Annotated in this window: 19 protein-coding genes; 11 read left to right on the forward strand and 8 right to left on the reverse strand. The window is 58.5% G+C overall.

Features of this window, described 5'->3' with window-relative positions; genetic code table 11:
• The gene (locus tag CLV89_RS04460; protein WP_106162442.1) at positions 1 to 1,233 is read right to left on the reverse strand and encodes a PP2C family protein-serine/threonine phosphatase; all 1,233 of its coding nucleotides are present in this window, start codon (positions 1,231 to 1,233) and stop codon (positions 1 to 3) included.
• A 212-nt stretch (positions 1,234 to 1,445) separates the two neighbouring features.
• On the opposite strand from CLV89_RS04460, the gene CLV89_RS04465 reads away from it, so the two are divergent.
• On the forward strand, positions 1,446 to 1,769 hold the full coding sequence (locus tag CLV89_RS04465) for an Hpt domain-containing protein (protein WP_106162443.1): 324 nt from the start codon (positions 1,446 to 1,448) through the stop codon (positions 1,767 to 1,769).
• A 14-nt stretch (positions 1,770 to 1,783) separates the two neighbouring features.
• On the opposite strand, the gene ilvA is transcribed toward CLV89_RS04465, so the two are convergent.
• Together ilvA and CLV89_RS04475 are read right to left on the reverse strand one after the other, a co-directional pair.
• Positions 1,784 to 3,010 (reverse strand): threonine ammonia-lyase IlvA, encoded by a 1,227-nt coding sequence (gene ilvA / locus CLV89_RS04470; protein WP_106162444.1) that lies wholly within the window; start codon positions 3,008 to 3,010, stop codon positions 1,784 to 1,786.
• Positions 3,011 to 3,095: 85 nt separating this feature from the next.
• Entirely contained in the window at positions 3,096 to 3,854 is a 759-nt protein-coding gene (locus CLV89_RS04475; RefSeq protein ID WP_106162445.1) for a hypothetical protein, read from the reverse strand.
• Between the two features lie 131 nt (positions 3,855 to 3,985).
• Between CLV89_RS04475 and CLV89_RS04480 the strand changes: the two genes are divergently transcribed.
• The 4 genes from CLV89_RS04480 (at position 3,986) to CLV89_RS04495 (ending at position 6,532) form a co-directional block, all read left to right on the forward strand.
• The gene (locus tag CLV89_RS04480; protein ID WP_106162446.1) at positions 3,986 to 5,209 is read left to right on the forward strand and encodes an argininosuccinate synthase; all 1,224 of its coding nucleotides are present in this window, start codon (positions 3,986 to 3,988) and stop codon (positions 5,207 to 5,209) included.
• On the forward strand, positions 5,209 to 5,670 hold the full coding sequence (locus tag CLV89_RS04485; RefSeq protein ID WP_106162447.1) for a DUF1810 domain-containing protein: 462 nt from the start codon (positions 5,209 to 5,211) through the stop codon (positions 5,668 to 5,670). Before CLV89_RS04480 ends, CLV89_RS04485 begins: the two co-directional genes overlap by 1 nt.
• Before the next feature lie 101 nt (positions 5,671 to 5,771).
• Complete coding sequence (locus CLV89_RS04490) at positions 5,772 to 6,158, forward strand: DUF1036 domain-containing protein (protein WP_106162448.1); 387 nt, start codon at positions 5,772 to 5,774, stop codon at positions 6,156 to 6,158.
• A 92-nt stretch (positions 6,159 to 6,250) separates the two neighbouring features.
• Positions 6,251 to 6,532 carry an SCP2 sterol-binding domain-containing protein gene (locus tag CLV89_RS04495; RefSeq protein WP_106162449.1) on the forward strand — a complete coding sequence of 94 codons (282 nt, stop codon included), beginning with the start codon at positions 6,251 to 6,253 and terminating at the stop codon, positions 6,530 to 6,532.
• 26 nt (positions 6,533 to 6,558) lie between these two features.
• On the opposite strand, the gene CLV89_RS04500 is transcribed toward CLV89_RS04495, so the two are convergent.
• Positions 6,559 to 7,272: a sulfotransferase-like domain-containing protein gene (locus CLV89_RS04500; RefSeq protein ID WP_106162450.1), complete on the reverse strand. Its 714-nt coding sequence runs from the start codon at positions 7,270 to 7,272 to the stop codon at positions 6,559 to 6,561.
• Positions 7,273 to 7,451: 179 nt separating this feature from the next.
• Here CLV89_RS04500 and msrA point away from each other — a divergent pair, with 179 nt between their 5' ends.
• Positions 7,452 to 8,117 (forward strand): peptide-methionine (S)-S-oxide reductase MsrA, encoded by a 666-nt coding sequence (gene msrA / locus CLV89_RS04505; protein ID WP_106162451.1) that lies wholly within the window; start codon positions 7,452 to 7,454, stop codon positions 8,115 to 8,117.
• A 75-nt stretch (positions 8,118 to 8,192) separates the two neighbouring features.
• Here msrA and CLV89_RS04510 read toward each other — a convergent pair whose 3' ends face one another.
• Entirely contained in the window at positions 8,193 to 9,065 is an 873-nt protein-coding gene (locus CLV89_RS04510; protein ID WP_106162452.1) for a ribokinase, read from the reverse strand.
• Positions 9,066 to 9,086: 21 nt separating this feature from the next.
• Positions 9,087 to 11,342: an NADP-dependent malic enzyme gene (locus CLV89_RS04515; RefSeq protein ID WP_106162453.1), complete on the reverse strand. Its 2,256-nt coding sequence runs from the start codon at positions 11,340 to 11,342 to the stop codon at positions 9,087 to 9,089.
• 323 nt (positions 11,343 to 11,665) lie between these two features.
• Here CLV89_RS04515 and CLV89_RS04520 point away from each other — a divergent pair, with 323 nt between their 5' ends.
• On the forward strand, positions 11,666 to 12,511 hold the full coding sequence (locus CLV89_RS04520; protein WP_106162454.1) for a flagellin: 846 nt from the start codon (positions 11,666 to 11,668) through the stop codon (positions 12,509 to 12,511).
• A 125-nt stretch (positions 12,512 to 12,636) separates the two neighbouring features.
• A complete protein-coding gene (gene mutS, locus CLV89_RS04525; RefSeq protein WP_106162716.1) occupies positions 12,637 to 15,291 on the forward strand; it encodes a DNA mismatch repair protein MutS in 2,655 nt (884 codons plus the stop codon).
• A 70-nt stretch (positions 15,292 to 15,361) separates the two neighbouring features.
• On the opposite strand, the gene CLV89_RS04530 is transcribed toward mutS, so the two are convergent.
• Both CLV89_RS04530 and hrcA read right to left on the reverse strand, forming a co-directional pair.
• The gene (locus CLV89_RS04530; protein ID WP_106162455.1) at positions 15,362 to 15,925 is read right to left on the reverse strand and encodes a nucleotide exchange factor GrpE; all 564 of its coding nucleotides are present in this window, start codon (positions 15,923 to 15,925) and stop codon (positions 15,362 to 15,364) included.
• A 9-nt stretch (positions 15,926 to 15,934) separates the two neighbouring features.
• Entirely contained in the window at positions 15,935 to 16,999 is a 1,065-nt protein-coding gene (hrcA, locus tag CLV89_RS04535) for a heat-inducible transcriptional repressor HrcA (protein WP_106162456.1), read from the reverse strand.
• A 140-nt stretch (positions 17,000 to 17,139) separates the two neighbouring features.
• On the opposite strand from hrcA, the gene rph reads away from it, so the two are divergent.
• Genes rph through hemW form a run of 3 tightly spaced genes read left to right on the forward strand, consistent with a single transcriptional unit; the run spans position 17,140 to position 19,611 of the window.
• Positions 17,140 to 17,853 carry a ribonuclease PH gene (gene rph / locus CLV89_RS04540; RefSeq protein WP_106162457.1) on the forward strand — a complete coding sequence of 238 codons (714 nt, stop codon included), beginning with the start codon at positions 17,140 to 17,142 and terminating at the stop codon, positions 17,851 to 17,853.
• A complete protein-coding gene (rdgB, locus tag CLV89_RS04545) occupies positions 17,850 to 18,464 on the forward strand; it encodes an RdgB/HAM1 family non-canonical purine NTP pyrophosphatase (RefSeq protein ID WP_106162458.1) in 615 nt (204 codons plus the stop codon). Before rph ends, rdgB begins: the two co-directional genes overlap by 4 nt.
• Positions 18,457 to 19,611, forward strand: coding sequence for a radical SAM family heme chaperone HemW (hemW, locus tag CLV89_RS04550; protein ID WP_106162717.1), 1,155 nt, complete (start codon positions 18,457 to 18,459; stop codon positions 19,609 to 19,611). Before rdgB ends, hemW begins: the two co-directional genes overlap by 8 nt.
• Position 19,612 lies beyond the last annotated feature (1 nt).

A 19,612-nucleotide genomic window follows, 5' to 3' on the forward strand; every position in this document is an offset into this window, starting at 1 on the left:
TCAGGGGCCCTGAAACTCAAACAGGGTGGCAGAGATATCATCTTCCAGCCCCTTATCGTCCCCCATGACCTGTGTCAGCTGCCAATAGAGTTCATCAAGGAACGCCTTGCCGCTTTGATGTGGGTCGCACCGCTTCACCAGCTCGACCAAGCCTTCGGTGTCGAGCATCGCACCGTTTTTCAAATGTGCCTCGGTAAACCCATCCGAATAGAGAAGTAGGCGATCGCCCTTCTCCATCGTAAATTCTTCCTGATCATAGGTGACATCCGGCACCAGTCCGACCGGAACGCCGCCCTTGCCAATGAACTCCATTGAGCCATCAGCGCGCAAAAGCAGCGGGTGGGGATGACCGGCCTGTACCATCTTAACCAGACCTGTGCGCAGGTCTGCGATACAGTAGGCCATGGTGAAATACTCTTCGATACCAGTGTCTGCGATCAGACGAGCGTTCAGGACGCTGGCCACATCCTCGGGGGGCCTCAATGCATAGAACCGGTTGAATTTATTCTCCATGCCGACATTTTGGTCAAAATAGGTCGACGAAAGATAACCACCCAAACGGGCAGTCATCATGGCAGAGGTGATACCATGGCCAGACACGTCGATCGAATAGAAGCCGAGGCGGTTTATACCCGGTGAGAACATCCCCACCAAATCACCTCCGATGTGGCCACAGGGCTCCAGCAACAGATTGACCTCGGACGCACCGAAGGATCGCGTCAACTCTGGCACCAGGGATTCCTGGATCTTGCGCGCCTGGATCAGGTCCTTGTCGATCGCATCATAGACGGTTTGCAGCTCATCCAGTGTTTCCGAAACGATACGGTTCTTTTCAAAGAGTTCCCGCTGCATACGCAGGATCCGTTCGCCCGCAGAGATACGCGCACGTAGCTCATCAGAGCTGACCGGTTTGGTGAGGAAGTCATCAGCGCCCGCGTCGAGACCCTCGGCGACCTCGTTCTTCTCGCTCTTGGAGGTCAGCAGGATGAAGTAGCTATAGGCCTCATTTGCTTCCGCGCGAAACGACCGGCAGAATTCAATCCCGTTCATGCCGGGCATCATCCAGTCACTGAGAATGAGATCGGGGGGATCGGCACGACAGATATCCATCGCTTCTTCACCACCTTCGGCTTCAACGACGTCGAAGCCCCACTTTTTGAGCGAGGCCACCAGGATGCGACGTTGCAAACGGCTGTCATCCACCACCAACACGCGTCGGATGGAGCCGCTCATATGCACGTCTTCACCTTTAACTGAATGCTCTGGCAGCACCGACAATCCCTCATTAACGCGGCGTGTCCCCTTATGACCGTCTTAGAAAACACTTGATCGGCTTAATAGCTGATGAAAAATATAATTTTAGTCGATTTTTTTTTCTTTACTATACTTTTACTTGCTTTGACATAGGCTACACACGTCTCGCCCGGAAGTGTTGGAAGAAGACGATGATTGATTGGCCACGTGTACGCGAACTGAAAGATGAAGTCGGTGAAGACGGCTTTGAGGAGGTGATCGAGCTCTTTCTCGAAGAAGTTGAAGGCGTCATCGAGAAGCTGAAATCGGGAGACCGATCCCAGCTCGAGCAGGATCTTCACTTTCTCAAGGGTAGCGCCCTGAACCTGGGGTTTCGTCACTTTTCCAGCCTGTGTTTTGATGGTGAGCGCCTGTCCGCCAACGGAAAGGCCGACAACGTAAATCTGTCCCAGGTGTTTTCCAGCTACGACCAATCCAAGTCGGAATTTCTTGCGGAAGTGAACAGCCAAGCCTGATTGCACTGGCGATGTCAGATCACGAATTGAGCAAGTGTCTCGTCGCTGGTGATATCCGTGTAGGTAAACCCAGCCGCGTCCAACTGCGCAAACAGCGGCGCAAAATTCTCCGGTCGCTTGGTTTCGATCCCGATCAAGACTGACCCGAAGTTTCGCGCCGATTTTTTCATATACTCAAATCTTGCGATATCATCCTCGGGACCGAGGATGTTGAGGAACTCTTTCAGCGCACCGGGGCGCTGCGGCAAACGCAGCAAGAAGTACTTTTTCACCCCGGAATAGCGCTGAGCACGCTCCTTGACCTCCGGAAGCCGTTCGAAGTCGAAGTTTCCGCCAGACGTCAGGCACACCACTGTTTTGCCCTTGATCCACGTACGTAGGTCGCCCAGCGCCTCAACCGCAAGCGCGCCCGCCGGTTCCAGCACAATGCCCTCGACATTCAGCATCTCGAGGATCGTGTTGCAGATCCGATCCTCAGGCAGGGTCAACACATCCGGCAGCGGCACGTTGCGCAGTATGTCGAAGGGCTGCGCGCCGATGCGACCCACGGCAGCGCCGTCCACAAAGGTGTCCACATGGCCAAGCGGCACAGGATGCCCTGCCTCCAGCGCGGCCTTCAGGCAGGCACCGCCCCGCGGTTCGACAAACAGCGCGTGCACCTCTTCGCCGAAATATTGCACCACGCCAGAAGACATGCCACCGCCACCGACCGGCAGCACTACATGGTCCGGTGCCTTGCCCAGCTGAGCCTCGATTTCCACGGCGATCGAGGCCTGGCCTTCGATCACATCTGCATCGTCAAAGGGTGACAGGAAATAACCACCCTCCTGAGCGCACCACTCCTGAGCGGCCTTCAGCGTGTCGTCGAAGTAGTCGCCGATCAGGTGGATTTCCACTGTGTCGCCGCCGAACATCCGGGTCTTTTGGATCTTCTGCTGCGGCGTCGTCACGGGCATGAAGATCACGCCCTTTTTGCCCATCTGGCGGCACATATAGGCCATGCCCTGCGCGTGATTGCCCGCCGAGGCGCAGACAAACAGATCCTTGCCCGCCTGCTTGCGCATCGCATTCAGCGCGCCGCGGATCTTGTAGGATCGCACGGGACTCAGGTCCTCACGCTTGAGGTAGATGTCCGCGCCAAAGCGCTGGGACAGGAGTTCGTTGCGTTGCAGCGGCGTGGGCGGGAAGACATCGCGCATCGCCGCCTCGGCCGCCTTGGCCTGGGTCCGGAAGTTGGTCATGGGGATTTGGTGACCGAAAGCCGCGCCCAAGGCAAGAGGGCGCGGCAAAGCATTCGTTCGTATGCAGTCGATCTTAGAGAAGAGATCAGATTGGGCGCCCCTGAACGTAATGCCCATAAACGGTGGTCAGGATCGATACATTTACAAGGGTCATGATCAAGGCCATCGCGATAGCAAACACGAACCCGAGCGGTGCGAAGATGTAGATCGAAGCGCTGGTGATAACCTGAAGGAGCAGCTGAACGCCAATAAGAACCAGGAATAGAATGATCGCCGTACCAGCGGACCCTTTTGTGGCGTCAAAAGACGCGCTAAATGTCAGCTTTTCGCCGATCGCAGCTGCAGGCAGCACCGGCAGAAGCCGGAACAACAACACTCCGATCCCAATCACGGCGGGAACCAGCAAAATGAGCGAGAATATCGGAGAGCCGATGGCCGCTGCGACCCCTGCGATGACGAAGCTGGCCAACATCCAAAACAGGATCATGAACAATCCCAGCAACAAACCCATTCCGAAATACGCCAGAACTCGGTCTACGTGAAACTTCGGGATCCAGCCCGTCGGGTATTCCTCCAGCAAGACAAAACGATGCCAGCTGACAAACACCCACATCTCCACTGCGATAAAGATGATGATCGATAACAGAAGCGCCCCAACAAATCCGCCGCTTGGCACGTAACCTGCACTTCGCTGGATCTGCTCCAATTGACCGAATTGCCCCCACATAAGGGCAGTGACGCAGGCAAGCCCAATCAGGACGGGAACCAGCGCGATACGCACTGCCCAGCCCAAATTGCGCAGTACCATGTTCAAAGAATGAGAAAATATTTTCCAACCAGTCACTTAAATACCCTCTAGGTCTAGAAACTCGAAGCGTACAATATCATCAGTTCACCAGTGCGAAACCCCGTAAACCTTGCAACCCGATGCAAAAGGCGCTACGGCGCTTGACGTTCTGATCAAGAGGAAAACCCATGTCCGCGCCCAAGAAAGTTGTGTTGGCCTACTCCGGTGGCCTTGATACTTCGATCATCCTGAAATGGCTGCAGACCGAGTACGGCTGCGAGGTTGTCACCTTCACCGCCGATCTCGGTCAGGGCGAGGAACTGGAGCCGGCGCGAAAAAAAGCCGAACTGCTCGGTATCAAGCCGGAAAACATCTTCATCGAGGACATCCGCGAAGAATTCGTGCGCGACTTCGTCTTCCCGATGTTCCGCGCCAATGCGGTCTATGAGGGGCTCTATCTGCTGGGTACTTCGATCGCCCGGCCGCTGATCTCCAAACGTCTGGTCGAGATCGCCGAAGCCACCGGCGCCGATGCGGTGTCTCACGGGGCAACTGGCAAGGGCAACGATCAGGTACGGTTCGAACTTTCGGCCTATGCGCTGAACCCCGACATCAAGGTGATTGCGCCCTGGCGCGAGTGGGATCTGACCTCCCGCACCCGTCTGCTGGAGTTCGCCGAAGCCAATCAGATCCCGATCGCCAAGGACAAACGCGGCGAGGCACCTTTCTCGGTCGATGCGAACCTCCTACACACCTCCTCCGAGGGCAAGGTGCTGGAAGATCCCGCCGAAATGGCACCAGATTACGTCTACCAGCGCACCGTCAATCCCGAGGATGCGCCGAATGAGCCGGAATTCATCGAGATCACCTTTGAGCAGGGCGACGCGGTTGCAATCAACGGCGAGGCACTGAGCCCGGCAACGATCCTGACCCAGCTGAATGAGTATGGCCGCAAGCACGGCATCGGTCGTCTGGATTTCGTCGAGAACCGTTTCGTTGGCATGAAGTCCCGCGGCATCTATGAGACCCCCGGCGGTGATATCCTGCTGGAAGCGCACCGGGGCATCGAGCAGATCACCCTCGACAGCGGTGCCGGCCACCTGAAGGACTCGATCATGCCGCGCTATGCTGAGCTGATCTACAACGGCTTCTGGTACTCCCCCGAACGCGAAATGCTGCAGGCCCTGATTGATGAGAGCCAAAAGCATGTCACCGGCACTGTGCGTCTGAAGCTCTACAAGGGCTCTGCCAAGACCGTAGGCCGCTGGTCGGATCATTCGCTTTATTCCGAGGCGCATGTGACCTTCGAAGAAGATGCAGGCGCCTACGATCAAAAGGACGCTGCTGGCTTCATCCAGCTGAACGCGCTCCGCCTGAAGCTGTTGGCAGCACGTGATCGCCGGGTGAAGTGATGAGTATCGACGACGACTTCGAAGAAGAGTTCCCGGAAGACGATCTGGAAGAAGAGCTCGACATGTTTGTCGAAGCTCAGGACGCGGTTTGGGCGGATGTCGTCACAGAGTTGAAAGCTGGAAAAAAGACGAGCCACTGGATGTGGTTCGTCTTTCCCCAGCTCGCGAGCCTCGGCAAATCGCACATGGCGCAACTCTACGGGCTGGAAGACTTGAACGAAGCCCGCGTGTATCTGGATCATCCGATCCTGCGCCAGCGCCTGATCGAAGTATGCGATTTGATGCTGACCCACGAGGGAGCGGATGCCGCAACGATTCTGGGACCGGTTGACGCAAAAAAACTAAGGTCATCAATGACGTTGTTTGCCGCGGCCCCCAATGCACCAGAACAATGCGCTATGATCCTGCAGGTGTTCTATGCGGCGACGCCCTGCCCTCATACAGCTGAAGAGGTCGCCTGACCTATTCTGGCGGTGATAGGAAGATTTACACGTAGTAGGCCTGTCGCCGAACTGGCGAGGTTTGGTAACTTCACCTTGAGTGAGAAGAATAGGAGGGCAGCATGAAGCCTTTTATCCTGAGCGGCCTGATGGTGTTTCTGGCTGCCCCTGCATTCGCGGATTTTGAGATCTGCAATGAGACTGCAAGCAAGGCGTTTGCGTCGATCGGCTACAAGGACGGTGATGACTGGGTGTCCGAGGGCTGGTGGACCATTCAACCCGGAGACTGCAGCATCCCTGTCGTCGGGGATCTAGAGAATCGCTACTACTACATCCGTGCCGAGAGCGAGACCGGCAATTGGACGGGCGATTATTCCTTTTGCTACATCAACGATGAGTACACCATTCGCGGTGACGAGAACTGCACTTCACGCGGGTACAAAACCGGTGGCTTCTTTGAGGTCGATACCGGCAATGCACTCGACTGGACACAGAACCTGACAGACTGAGCGCCAGTGGCTCCCCTTCCCTTCGGTCACGCTTGTCACATCGCGCCCGCAGCTCCTATGGCTGTGGGCGTTATCGTTGTGGGAGGGACATTATGCTGGAAGACATCGCAGGTGATATTCGCAAAGGCCTGGACGGGAAACGCTTTGACGGATCTCTGAAATTCGACTGTGGTGACGATGGCGTGATTATCCTCGACAATGGTCATGTTGCAACCGACGACCAATCAACAGATTGCACACTTCGCTTGAGCACCGACAACCTCAAGAAACTGTTGCGTGGTCAACTGAACCCGATGACAGCGGTCATGATGGGGAAAATCAAGATTTCCGGCGACATGGCCGTCGCGATGAAGCTGGGAAAGCTGATCGGCTGAGGTCGCCACAAGTATCAGGTGAACTCTCAGATCTTGATTGCCCGCATCTCTTCGTAGAGCGACAGTGCGTCATCCAGAACAGGCTGCAGGGCCTCCGGAACGGATGGCAGATCCCCCTCAGGGCCGGCAAATCCGGTAGAATTCCACACGGCCCCGTACCAATGCGCAGCCCAGGCACCGTCGTCCTTGTGACCGCCACGCGGCCAACTCAGCATCTCGGGCGAGAACGGCAGGTTGATCGCTTCGCAAAGGTGTTCCAGTTTTTCGGCAGGATTTTGACGAATGTCATAGCTGTCGATCACGACTGGCCTATGCCCCCAACCGCGCAGCATAGCTATTAGGTCCGCCTGCTGGGTGAACCCGATATCCTCCAGGCCAACCCTGTCATACTTCGCTGCGAAGGAGGCAATCACCCTTGCCGGATGGCGGATCAGAAAGACATTGGTCACCTCGCGCATCCAGTCACGGGGCACTGATTCAATCATGTGCTGCGACATGTGCTTTTGGTAAAAATGCGGACGGGCACCTGGAATGGGACCCAGAAGCTGTTCGGAAACCGCATTCGGGTCCTGCGATTGGCTCTCCAATATCTCTTCCCGCATGGGATGCTGCAGCCCGGTCTGTGCCAGATAAGACGCGTAGAAAGGCTCATCGACCACAGCGCAATCGCTCCGAGCGCCAAAGGCATACATCATCGCAGTCGACAGGTTCCTCGGGCCGGACCACATGGCTATCCGCATTCTACTACTCCCTGACCTCTATTGGTTTTTGCCAGACGCTAAAAGAAACGCAGGGTGGTTCCAACCAGTAAACTACCGTCACCGATGCGTGACATTCGATGACAACGCCTTGGCCAGTCGTGCAGCGTCAGGCAGTTTGGTGGTCAGACAACGGAGGCCCTAGCAGTCAGGAGCACAGAATGGGACATCTGGATACACTGAAGCATGTCGCGCTTGCCGCCCTGATTGTTATTGGTTCACTCAGCAAGGGCGCTGAACTGCGCGCTCAATCACAAGAAAGTTTGATCGTCGCCGGTGGCTGTTTCTGGTGCGTCGAAAGCGATTTTGAATCGGTGAAAGGCGTCAGCGAAGCAATCTCCGGATACACCGGCGGGACCACCAAGAACCCGACGTACAAGCAGGTCGGACGTGGCGGAACCGGTCACTACGAGGCCGTCAAAATCCTTTTTGATCCTGTGATCGTCAGTCGCGAGGCGCTGTTGAACCTGTTCCTGCGCTCCATCGATCCAACCGATGCGGGTGGTCAATTTTGTGATCGCGGCGAGCCTTACCGCACAGCCATATTTGTCTCTAACAAAGAGGAAAAGGCCCTAGCTGATCAGGTCAAGGGTGAAGCTCAGGCAGAGTTGAGCCGCGATATTGTGACGCCGATCCTCGATACTGCGAGGTTCTACGAGGCAGAGGATTACCATCAGGACTACTACAAGGGCGACGGGTTGGTATTCACGCGTTTCGGTCCCTTGCGGCAATCCAAGGCTTACAAACGCTATCGCACGGCATGCGGGCGTGACGCGCGGGTTTCCGATCTCTGGGGTGACGCTGCCCCCTTCGCCAAGCTCTACTGACAGATATGAAAAAGGGGCCGCAGTGGCCCCTTCATCCTTTTTACCCCGTGCAGCTTGTGATGGAATCCACGGTGCCTAGAATTTCGCCTCCTGGACTTCCTTCAGATCCGGGATCACATCCGCAGCGCCGTGGCGCGTGACCATCAAGGCACCTGCCCGCGACGCCTGTGTCATCGCCTGTGCCATCGGCAACCCTCGATCCAGCGCCGCCAGCACATAGCCCGTAAACGTGTCCCCTGCCCCAGTGGTATCCACGGGCGTAACGCGTTGCGCTGGGACATCTATCTTTGAACCGTCTCGACCATTGAAATGGCGTGCCCCCTTTGCCCCCAGAGTGACGATCACATCGTCAACACCGAGATCTTGCGGGGCCTTGCCGGTGGCAGCTTGTAGCTGCGCCGCTTCGACCTCGTTCAGGAACAGCAGATCGATGAACGGTAGCACGGCCTGCACCGCCTCGGCATCAAAAGGCGCGGCGGCGTAGGCGACACGCAGGCCAATCTGATGACCGATCCGTGCGGCTTCGGCCTGCATGTTGGTTTCATTCTGCATCAGCAGTATGTCCCCGGCATTGGCAGCCGTGAGTGCCTGACCGATCTGATCTTCGGTCAGGGCACGGTTGGCACCCGGGTAGAGAATGATCTGGTTCTCACCGCTTGGATCAACTGCAATGATCGCGTGACCGGTGGCGGTGTCCAGCTGCGCTATGTAACGCGTATCGACACCATATTCAGTCAGGCGATCAACGGTCCATTTGCCCTCCGGACCGATCGCACCAATGTGGCAAGCATGCGCCCCGGCCCGGGCCGCAGCAACGGACATATTGGCTCCCTTGCCGCCCAGCCCCTGATCAAAGGAGCTGGCCGCAAGTGTTTCACCGGGCTCCGGCATATGTGGCAGAGCATAAACCATGTCGATGTTGATCGACCCGAGGTTCCAGATTGCCATGGTGATGCGTCTCCCCGTGCGTCAGCCGATATTACAAGCCGCCAGAACGGCCATGTTCAGCACGTCATTGGCGGTCGAACTGGTAGAACAGATCTGGATCGGCTTGTCGACGCCGGACAGGATCGGACCCACAACGGTCGCACCCCCCATTTCCTGCATCAACTTGACCGAGATCGAGGCCGAGTGCCGCGCTGGAACCACCAGAATGTTGGCGGGGCCAGACAGACGCTGGAACGGGTAGTGCTCCTGAGCCTTGGCGTTCAGCGCCACATCCACGGTCATTTCGCCTTCGTATTCGAAATCCACCCCGCGTTTATCAAGCACGGTTGGCGCGATATGCATCTTCTCGGCGCGTTCCGAGACCGGATAGCCGAAGGTGGAGAAGCTGACGAAGGCCACGCGCGGCTCCAGACCCATATGGCGGGCAACACCGGCGGCGCGTTCCGCAATGGTGGCGAGATCATTCTCGTTTGGCCATTCATGCACCAGCGTATCGCCGATCAGAACGATCCGCCCCTTGTGCAAAAGCGCTGTGACCCCAGCAGCCCCATGGTCGGCATCCGCATCAAAGACGTGGTTGATCTTTTCCAACACATGCGCAGACTTGCGCGTCGCGCCCGTCACCAGACCATCCCCATGCCCATGTGCCAGCATCAACGCCGAGAACACATGCCGGTCACGCGCCACCAGACGGTGGATGTCTTTCCGGTCAAACCCCTTGCGGTTCAGTCGGTTATAAAGAAAATCCCGATAGGTGTCGAAATGCTGGGTGTTGGCCGCGTTGACCACATCAAGCTCGCGCACCGCATCGCCAAGTCCGGCCTCTTCAAGCTTGGCTTTGACGTCGTCCGGCCGTCCCACGACCAGCGCCTTGCCAAAACCGGAGCGCTGATAGGTTACCGCCGCGCGCAGCACACGGGGATCGTCGCCCTCGGCAAAGATCATCCGGGATTGGGCAGCACGGGCACGGGCATTGAGGCCGCGCAGGATGGATTGCGTCGGATCCATGCGACCACGCAGACCGTGCTCATAGGCATCCATGTCGATGATCGGACGACGCGCCACGCCGGTGTCCATGCCCGCCTTGGCGACAGCAGGCGGAATGCGGTGGATCAGGCGCGGATCAAAGGGGGTCGGGATGATGTAATCGCGCCCGAAGGACAGCGATTTGCCATAGGCCAGCGCCACCTCGTCTGGCACATCCTCTCGTGCAAGACGCGCCAGCGCGTGGGCGCAGGCGATCTTCATTTCGTCATTGATAGCACGGGCGTGAATGTCGAGCGCCCCGCGGAAAAGGTAGGGAAAGCCCAGCACGTTGTTGACCTGGTTCGGATAGTCAGACCGCCCAGTGGCAACAATGGCATCCACACGCACCTCATGCGCCTCTTCCGGAGTGATCTCCGGGTCCGGATTGGCCATGGCAAAGATGACCGGGTTGTCGGCCATGGACTTGACCATCTCCTGGGTCACAGCACCCTTGACCGACACGCCGAGGAAGACGTCCGCACCATTCATGGCGTCTTCGAGGGAACGCAGCTCCGTCTTGACAGCATGGGCAGATTTCCACTGGTTCATACCCTCGGTACGACCCTGGTAGATCACGCCCTTGGTGTCGCAGACGATGCAATTGTCGTGCTGCGCGCCCATGGATTTCAGCAATTCGATGCAGGCAATGCCCGCAGCGCCTGCACCGTTGAGGACGATGCGCACATCCTCGATCTTCTTGCCGCTGAGGTGCAGAGCATTGATCAGACCGGCAGCACAGATCACCGCAGTCCCGTGCTGGTCATCATGAAAGACCGGGATGTCCATCTCTTCCTTGAGCTTCTGCTCGATGATGAAACATTCAGGCGCCTTGATGTCCTCAAGGTTGATGCCACCGAAGGTCGGCCCCATCAGCTTCACCGCCTTGATGAATTCATCCGGATCCTCTGTGTCCAGCTCGATGTCGATGGAATTCACATCGGCAAAACGTTTGAAGAGAACCGATTTGCCTTCCATCACCGGCTTGGAGCCGAGCGCGCCAAGGTTGCCGAGCCCCAGAACCGCCGTCCCGTTGGAGATTACCGCAACCAGGTTGCCTTTGTTGGTGTAGTCATAGGCCAGCTCCGGGTTTTCGGCGATCGCCTCGCAGGGAACCGCAACGCCGGGGCTGTAGGCCAGCGACAGGTCGCGTTGCGTGGTCATCGGCACTGTCGCCGACACTTCCCATTTGCCCGGCGTGGGCTCCAGGTGAAAGGCCAGCGCCTCTTCATTGGTGATCTTGGCTTTGGGCATGTCGGTCTACGTCCTCTCCTAGTCAAAAACCGTCATATCCCAGTGCCGAGATCCCCTCAATGCACGGCTTTCACAATTCACTGTTTTGCATTTCTTTCAAATCGCACCTTAAAATCGAAAGGGTTTGTCAAATTTCGGCCCCATTTCAGACCCGCATTCGCTATAGTTCTTTGGTGTTTCTTAACCGCACTTGTTGACCAAGTGGCGCAACGGCAGACCTGTCGGCTGCATATGCCAGAATGGCGCCCCCGTCTGTTCGGGACCTGTTCCAGCAGACCAATGAAACACGCATGCCAGTTTTTTGGTTATATAGGGGTGTACGTATGACAAGTATCAACACCAATCCAGGCGCCGAGATCGCGCTTCGGGTTCTGTCAAACAATCAGGTAGAGAAGGAGGATGTCCAAGACGACATCTCTACCGGCAAGGAGGTCGACAAGGCCAAGGACGCGCCAGCGATCTGGGCGATTTCCGAAATCATGGGGTCCGATCTGGCCGGGTTCGAGGCCACCTCGAACGGGCTGAACATCGGCGAAGCCACGGTCGCAGTGGCCTCTGCCGGAGCGGAACAGGTCACCTCACTGCTGACCGACATGAAGGAGCTGACAATCCAGGCCGGCTCCGGCGTGGCGGATTATGCCATGATAGAGGAGCAACTGGCCCAGAAGACGGAGCAGATCAACACCATCATCTCTTCCTCTTCCTTCAACGGGGTCAACCTTCTGGCCACCAATGCGGATGGCAATGGCGGCACCGGCTTGGCAGTTGCGGCCTCGCAGGATCGCGCTGGTGACAACGCGCCGACGCAATCCACCATCACCGTGGACAGCGTCGATTTCGAGGGCAGCACAAGCTTTGACATCAACAACCGCACGGCGGTGACCGATGCCGCATCCGCACGCACCGCACTTGGTGAAATCGAGGGTTTCTTGCGCTACGCCACCGATGGCGCCGCCGCCCTTGGGGCCGGTGCGCAGCAGATGGCCGAACAGGATGTCTTCCTCGACAAGCTCAGCGATGCCGTGAAGATGGGCATCAGCGAGTTGACCGACACCGACATGGAAGATGCTGCAGCTCGTTATGAGGCGCTGAGCGCTCAGGAGCAGTTAGGTGGCCTGTCGCTGTCGATTGCCAATGCATCCCCGGGTTCGCTTCTGTCGCTCTACTGACGACGACCCTGAAACAACGTCTTTGGCCGAACTCCGCGACTGTAGGGTTCGGCCTTTGGATTGCCGGGTTTTCCTCACGACTCGAGCCATGTAAACGTCATGCGACGTGACCGATGGGGGCCCGCATGACCGTTACGCCGATGATGGCGCAGTATCTCGAAATCAAGGCGCAATATCCTGATGCCCTGTTGTTCTATCGCATGGGCGATTTCTACGAGATGTTCTTTGAGGACGCGGTCAACGCGGCCGAAGCGCTGGATATCGCGCTCACCAAACGCGGTAAACATGAGGATCAGGACATCCCCATGTGCGGTGTGCCGGTACATGCCGCCGAGGGCTATCTACTGACCCTGATCCGCAAGGGATTTCGCGTCGCCGTGGGCGAACAGCTGGAAAGCCCGGCAGAAGCCAAGAAACGTGGTGCCAAATCCGTGGTGAAACGCGATGTGGTGCGTCTGGTGACCCCCGGCACCCTGACCGAGGATTCGCTTCTGGAGGCCCGCCGCCACAACTTTCTCGTGGCTTATGCCGAGTTGCGCGATCAGGCCGCACTCGCCTGGGCCGACATCTCCACCGGCGTGTTCCACGTGATGCCGATCGCCCGCGTGCGCCTCAGCCCGGAACTGGCCCGGCTGGCCCCCTCGGAGCTGATCGTTGCCGATGGCCCCGTGTTTGACGCCACACGGCCCCTCGCTGATGAATACAAGATCCCGCTGACGCCGCTGGGCAAGGCGAGCTTTGACAGCAGCGCCGCGGAAAAACGTCTCTGCACCCTGTTCAATGTCGGCGCGCTCGATGGGTTTGGCAGCTTCAGCCGGGCGGAGATTTCCGCCATGGGCGCGGTGGTCGACTATCTGGAGATCACCCAGAAGGGCAAGCTGCCGCTGCTGCAACCCCCTCTACAGGAGGCCGAGGACCGCACCGTCCAGATCGACGCTTCCACCCGCCGCAATCTGGAAATCACCCGGTCTCTCTCCGGTGGCCGCGCTGGATCACTGCTTTCGGTGGTGGATCGAACTGTTACGCCCGGCGGCGGGCGTCTGCTGGAGCAACGCCTTTCAAGCCCCTCGCGCAATCTCGACGTGATCTCCGCACGCCTCGCCGCGCTGGACGCAACGGTCGAGGACCCTACCCGCTGCGATGCGCTGCGCGGCATGCTGCGTAAGACGCCCGATATTGACCGCGCCCTGTCCCGCCTCGCGCTGGACAGAGGTGGCCCGCGTGACCTTGCCGGTATCCGCAACGCGCTGACCCAGGGCGAAGAGATCGAACGCGAGCTGCAGGGTCAGGACCTGCCGCCTCTGCTGACCGAGGCGGCACAGGCCTTGCGCGGCTTTGATGACCTGCTGGCCCTGCTGGACGCCGCCCTGATTGCGGAGCCGCCTCTGTTGGCGCGGGATGGCGGCTTCATCGCGCCGGAATTCGATCCCGAGCTGGACGAGGCCCGCACCCTGCGTGACGAAGGGCGATCCGTAATCGCCGGCTTGCAGAAGAAATATGCCGAACACACCGGTGTCACCTCGCTGAAGATCAAGCACAACAACGTGTTGGGTTATTTCATCGAAACCACAGCGACCCATGCCGCCAAGATGCAATCCGCACCGATGTCGGAAACCTATATCCACCGTCAGACCACCGCCAATCAGGTGCGCTTTACCACGGTGGAGCTGAGCGAGATCGAGACCAAGATCCTGAACGCCGGAAATCAGGCTCTGGAGATCGAAAAGCGGCTCTATCAAAGGCTTTCTTGCGCCATTCTCGACTGTGCCGCCCGACTTAACCAAGCCGCGCGGGGCTTTGCCGAACTGGATCTGATCACTGCCCTTGCCGATCTGGCGCGGGGTGAAAACTGGACCCGGCCAAAGGTCGACGCGAGCCGCGCGTTTCACGTGGATGGTGGCCGTCACCCGGTGGTCGAGCAAGCCCTGCGCCAACAGGGCGGCGAGACATTTGTGGCCAATGACTGCGACCTCAGCACCGAGGATGGCGCCGCAGTCTGGTTGCTGACCGGTCCCAACATGGCGGGTAAATCGACCTTCCTGCGCCAGAACGCCTTGATCGCCGTGCTCGCCCAGATGGGCAGCTATGTCCCGGCAGAGGCCGCGCATGTGGGCATGGTCAGCCAACTGTTCAGCCGCGTCGGTGCGTCGGATGACCTCGCCCGCGGTCGCTCCACCTTCATGGTAGAGATGGTCGAAACTGCCGCCATCCTGAATCAGGCCGACGACCGCGCGCTGGTGATCCTTGATGAGATCGGTCGCGGCACCGCCACCTATGATGGCCTCTCGATCGCCTGGGCAACGCTGGAACACTTGCATGAGGTCAACCGCTCGCGCGCGCTGTTTGCCACCCACTACCACGAGCTGACACAGCTGGCCGCCAAGCTACCCGGCGTCGACAATGCCACCGTCACCGTCAAGGAATGGGAAGGCGAGGTTATCTTCCTGCATGAGGTCAAGAAAGGCGCTGCAGATCGGTCCTACGGTGTACAAGTAGCCCAGCTCGCTGGCCTGCCAGCCTCCGTCGTGGAGCGCGCGCGCAGTGTTCTCGACATGCTGGAGAAAAGCAGCCGCGAAGGTGGTGGCGCAGGCAAGGTGCAGATCGACGACCTGCCGCTTTTTGCCGCCGCTCCGCCGCCGCAACCAACAGCCCCGACCGCTTCACCGGTGCTGGACCTGCTTGAGGGGATCAATCCCGATGACCTCAGCCCGCGGGAGGCGCTCGAGACCCTCTATCGCCTCAAGGAAGAGGCCCTGATCAAGAAAGAACGGCGAGCCTGAGGCACGCCGCACTTTCATCTTTTCAAAAATATCCCCGCCGGAGGCCCGGGCCCGTATGGGCCCGACTACATCACGACGCCGGCGTGGACGATACGCCAACCTGCGCCGGACGCAGAAGACGGTCGTGCAACATGAAGCCCTCTGCCGACACCTGAATGATGTCGCCAGCTTTGGTGCCGGGCACCGGTGCCTCGAACATCGCCTCATGCACCTGCGGGTCAAAGCGATCTCCGACCTCGGGCGTGATCACCTGAATGCCGTGCTTCTGGAACACATCCCGCAGCGCCCGCATGGTCAGTTCGACCCCTTCGATCAGCGCGGCTGCAACCGCCTTCTGCTCGTCACTTGCGGCTTCGACAGCGCGTTTCATGTTGTCATAGACCGGCAGCATGTCGCGTGCCAGTTTGGAGCCACCATATTGCTCTGCCTCGCGCCGTGCCTTGTCACCGCGCTTGCGGGAGTTTTCGGCATCGGCAAGGGCGCGCATGAAGCGGTCCTTGTATTCGTCACGCTCGGCACGCAGGCTGTCCAGCTCCAGCGCCTCGTCGTCATATTCCTCGGTCTGAGCCGACAGCTCCTCGGCTTCGGCTGCCTCGATATCATCCAAAAAGTCTTCGTTCTTGGGCTCTGCCATAATCCACCTCTAGCTCCGGTCGGATACCATTTTCCCGACCAGCTGTGCCGTGTAGTCCACGATCGGCACAATCCGTCCGTAGTTCAGGCGCGTCGGGCCAATGACCCCCACCGCGCCGATGATCTTTCGATCCGCGTTCATATAGGGAGACACCACCAAAGAGGAACCCGAAAGTGAGAAAAGTTTGTTCTCCGAGCCGATAAAAATGCGCACACCGTCGCCATCTTCGGTCAGTTCCAGGAATTCGGCGATGTCCCGTTTGCGCTCCAGATCGTCGAACAGGCTGCGGATCTTCTCCAACTCATCCGGAGCCCCCTCTTCCGAGAGGAGATTCGCCCGTCCCCGCACGATAAGCCGCGCCTGATCGCTGCCATCATCTTCCCACGCGGCGAGCCCGCTTTCGATCATGTCACTGGCAAGCGTGTCGATTTCCTGCCGGCGTTTTTCGATTTCGGACTGCACGTCCTTGCGCACCTGCCCCAGCGTGCGCCCTTCGATCAGCGCATTGAGAAAATTCGCCGCCTCCCGCATCGAACTGGGGGTTTGCCCTGGCGGTGGTGTGAACAGACGGTTTTCCACATGCCCGTCCGAGAACACCAGAACCACCAGCGACCGGTCCTGCGCCAGAGACACAAACTCGATATGGCGCAACTCAGCCTCATGCTTGGGCGTCAGCACCAGAGAGGCACCATGCGTCACCCCCGACAGCGCCGCGCCGACACGGTCCAGCATGCCACTGACGTCGCTGGAATTGTCACCCAGCGTCCGGTCGATCGTCTCACGGTCCTGCATGCTGGGATCGCCCATTTGCAGCAACCCATCGACAAACAGTCGCAATCCCATTTGGGTCGGAATACGGCCTGCGCTCACATGCGGGCTGTCCAGCAGCCCTAGATATTCCAGATCCTGCATAACGTTACGCACAGTGGCGGCACTGACCTTCTCGCTCAGCGAACGCGTCAGGGTACGGCTGCCGACTGGCCCACCGGTATCCAGGTAGTTTTCCACAAGAATACGAAACACCTCGCGCGAGCGATCGTTCATGTCTTGCAGTATGGAATTTGCGTCCGTCATCTCAATCCCACTGTTCCCGACAGATACGGTGAACGTACCTCCCTTTTGTCACTAAAGCGCATTGCTAGATATGGTCAATGACCCTTGCATCGCCAACCCCCCGGACGGTATCGACGGGGCAACAGCAAAAGGATATCCACATGCGACCCTCCGGACGTGCCCTGAACGAAATGCGCACCGTTACTTTCGAAACCGGCTTTACCAAACACGCGGAAGGCTCCTGCCTGATCAAGATGGGCGATACCCATGTTCTGTGCACCGCCACCATCGAAGACCGTGTGCCGCCATTTATCAAGGGGTCCGGTCTTGGCTGGGTGACGGCAGAATACGGCATGCTGCCGCGCGCAACCAACACCCGCATGCGCCGTGAGGCTGCCTCCGGCAAGCAAGGCGGACGTACCGTCGAAATTCAGCGGCTGATCGGCCGCGCCCTGCGGGCTGGCGTTGATCGCGTCGCCCTTGGCGAACGTCAGATCACAGTCGATTGCGATGTGTTGCAGGCCGATGGCGGTACCCGCTGCGCCTCCATCACCGGTGGTTGGGTTGCTCTGAGACTGGCCGTCAACAAGCTGATGAAGGCCGGAGACGTGAAGATGGATCCGCTGGTGGATCCGGTTTCAGCAATTTCCTGCGGCATTTACGCCGGTCAGCCGATCCTGGACCTGGACTACCCCGAGGATTCCGAGGCAGGCGTTGACGGTAACTTCATCATGACTGGCTCCGGCAAACTAATCGAAATTCAGATGAGCGCTGAAGGCTCGGTCTTTTCCCGGGATCAGATGAATGAACTGATGGACCTGGCCACCAAGGGCACATCTGAACTCGCCGAGATGCAAAAGGCCGCCTGCGCATGACCCGCAAGTTCGAGGGCGACACCTTGTTGGTCGCCACACACAACTCAGGGAAGCTGGGCGAGATCACCGAGATCCTCGCCCCCTTTGGGGTCAAAGTGGTTGGCGCGGCAGCGATGGACCTGCCCGAGCCAGAGGAAACCGAAGACAGCTTTGTAGGCAATGCAAGGATCAAGGCCCATACAGCGGCGAAGGCCACGGGCCTGCCCGCGCTGTCCGACGACAGCGGTATCACCATCGACGCGCTGGACGGCGCGCCGGGGGTCTACACCGCCGATTGGGCCGAGACCAGTCAGGGACTTGATTTCATGATGGCCATGACCCGCGCCAATGATGAAATTACCGCAAAAGGGCCAGACGCCCCCCGCAGCGCCCAGTTTCGTTGCACGCTGGTTCTGGCCTGGCCCGATGGCCATGACGAGGTGTTTGAGGGTGTAATGCCCGGTACGCTGGTCTGGCCCATCCGTGGCGAAGGTGGATTTGGCTACGATCCCATGTTTATGCCCGAGGGGTATGACGTGACCTGCGCTCAGATGGATAAGGCGGAAAAGAACCGCATCAGCCACCGAGGCCGTGCATTGGCCCGGTTCGTGCAGGGCTGCTTTGGTGGATGATTGGCGGAATGGGGGCTTTGGTCTCTACGTGCATTGGCCGTTCTGTCAGGCCAAATGCCCCTACTGCGACTTCAACAGCCATGTGGTGTCCCAGATCGATCAGTCGGCCTGGGTCACCGCCTACCAGACCGAGCTGCGCCGTATGGGCGAATTGGTCCCTGATCGGCTTCTGAACAGCATCTTCTTTGGAGGTGGCACCCCGTCCCTGATGCATCCTGACACGGTTGCCGCGGTGATCAACACTGCACGTGAGATCTGGCCCTTCGCCAATGACATCGAAATCTCGCTGGAAGCCAATCCAGGATCGGTCGAGGCCGGTCGATTTGCCGGCTATCGCGACGCCGGCGTCAATCGGATTTCCATGGGTATTCAGGCGCTGAACGACGAGGATCTCCGCCGTCTTGGCCGCATTCACTCAGTGGAAGAAGCACGCAAAGCCTTTGACGTCGCCAGGAACTGCTTCGACCGTGTCAGTTTCGACCTGATCTACGCCCGCCAAGGTCAGACCCTTGATGCGTGGAAAGCTGAGCTCTCAGAGGCGCTCAGCATGGCGATCGACCATCTTTCACTTTATCAGCTGACGATCGAAGACGGCACCGCATTTGGGGATCGCTACGCAAGAGGCAAGCTACGCCACCTGCCCACAGACGACAATGCAGCTGACATGTACCTCGCCACCCAAGAGATTTGCGAATCCTACGGGCTACCAGGCTATGAGATTTCTAACCATGCCCGACCGGGCGCCGAGAGCCGTCATAATCTCATCTATTGGCGGTACGGAGACTACCTCGGGATTGGACCGGGTGCGCATGGTAGATTATCTCTGAACGGCCAGCGGATGGCGACAGAAGCGCCTAAGGCACCAGGTGCTTGGCTTGAAGCGGTTCGCCAAGGAAACGGAACACTCCCGTTTGAACGGCTTTCCCAAGAAGATCAGGTCGTCGAACACATGATGATGGGGCTTCGACTACATGAGGGGCTAGACCTTGAACGCCACAGCCAACTCGCTTCATCCCCCATTTCCGACGCCAAAATACACGCTCTTCGTGATCTCGGTATGATAGAAATCATCAATGACCGACTGTGTGCGACCTCCCAAGGTCGCGCGGTTCTGAACGCCGTGCTCCGAGAACTCCTGACGGATTGAT

The sequence above is a fragment of the Tritonibacter scottomollicae genome (assembly GCF_003003215.1).
GTDB lineage: Bacteria > Pseudomonadota > Alphaproteobacteria > Rhodobacterales > Rhodobacteraceae > Epibacterium > Epibacterium scottomollicae.